Annotated in this window: 1 protein-coding gene; it reads left to right on the forward strand. The window is 73.6% G+C overall.

The annotated features are described in order from the left end of the window. Positions 1-111: 111 nt before the first annotated feature. Positions 112-1,613: TonB-dependent receptor plug domain-containing protein (locus DMC18_RS24970; protein WP_233248295.1), on the forward strand; the 1,502-nt coding region annotated here is incomplete at its 3' end.

The raw sequence follows: 1,613 nt of genomic DNA on the forward strand, positions 1-1,613 counted from the left end.
GTCTCGCTGCGGCGGCGCAGCGAGGTGGTGGTCACGGCGCCGTCGGTCAGCCGCCCGCCGCCTCCCGTGACCGAGACGGAAGAGTTGATCACCGTCTCGGCGATCAGCGTGGTGGCCAGGCCGCTGGCTGAACCCACGCAGGACGCCGCCCGCGACGCGCCGGGCCAGGTCGACGTGCTGCTGGAGGAGCAGCTTCGAGGCGCCGGCGCCCTGGGCCTGGCCGACGCCCTGCGGCAGATCCCCGGCGTGGCGGCGGGTCCCGAGGCCGGAGAGGCCCGCCAGATCGCCGTGCGCGGGGTCGGCGGTCGCTTCACCCGCGTGCGCGTCAACGGCATGGAGACCCTGGCGACCTTCGGGGCCAGCAACGCCATCGGCGGCACCAACCGCGGCCGGGCCTTCGACTACAACGTCTTCGCCGCCGACCTCTTCAAGCAGGTCCGCCTGCAGAAAACCGCCTCGGCCGACCTCGATGAGGGCTCGCTGGGGGCGACGGTCGACATGCGCACCCGCTCGCCGCTGGAGCTGCCGAGACGGCACGCCATGCTGGCGGCCGAGGCCGGCTACCAGACCCTGTCGGACCGGGCGCGGCCACGGGTGTCGGCGGTGCTGTCGGGGCGCGACGGCGCGAGCCGGTTGGGCGTGCTGGTCTCGGCCGCCTATTCGGGCCGCTCGACGCTGGAGGCCGGGGCCAGCGCCGGCCAGTGGGAGACGGGAGACGCCGTCGCGCCGGGGTTCGGCGCCGCCCTGCCCCCGCTGGACCTGGCCGCCGTCAATGCCGCCCTGCACGCCCGCATCCCGCGCCTGGAGCTGGTCGAGATCGACCAGCAGCGGCTGGGCCTGACCGGCTCGCTGGAGTGGCGGCCCGGCGACGCGACACGCATCGCGCTGGACGTGATCTACGCCGAGCTGCGCTCGAACCGGCGCGAGAACCTGCTGGAGAGCTTCACCTTCCGCACGCCGGGCGTCTGCGGCGCGCCGGCCGATCCGCGCTGCGGCTTGAACGCGGTGACGGTGACGCAGGGCGACATCTTCATGTACGGCGGCCGCAAACCGGTGCTGATCGCGGGCCGCTTCGACGGGGTGGACGTGCGCTCCGAAGCCCGGCGGGACGAGCTGAGCACCGTCTTCCGCCAGACCACCCTGGCGGCCAGCCATCGCTTCCGGGAGGGCGTCGAGGGGCGGATGCTGCTGGGCTTCAGCCGCTCGGACTTCAGCAACCCGGTGCAGCAGACCCTCTATCTGGAACAGTTCGACGTCGACGGCTTCGCCTACGACTTCTCGGACGGCGACCGGCCGGCCCTGAGCTTCGGCGACGCGGCCCTCGCCACGCCCGGCGCCTGGACCGCCAGCGAGTTCCGCTCGGATCCCAACTGGGTGGACAACAGCTATCGGTCGCTGGCGATGGACCTGGAGGACCGCACAGGCCCGATCGACTGGCGCGTGGGCGTGCTGGCCAAGACCTATCGCACCGTCGGGGCGGCGCGGATGCGCTCGGACGGCGGCATCGGCAACGTCAACAGCGTGCCGCCCGGCGGCCTCTCGGGCTTGTCGGTGGCCGACTATGCGCGGCTGGTCGGCCAGGGCGTGGACTTCGGCGTGAGCGGCGCGCCCAG

This window comes from Caulobacter sp. D5 (genome assembly GCF_003185805.1).
In the GTDB taxonomy this organism is placed as follows: domain Bacteria; phylum Pseudomonadota; class Alphaproteobacteria; order Caulobacterales; family Caulobacteraceae; genus Caulobacter.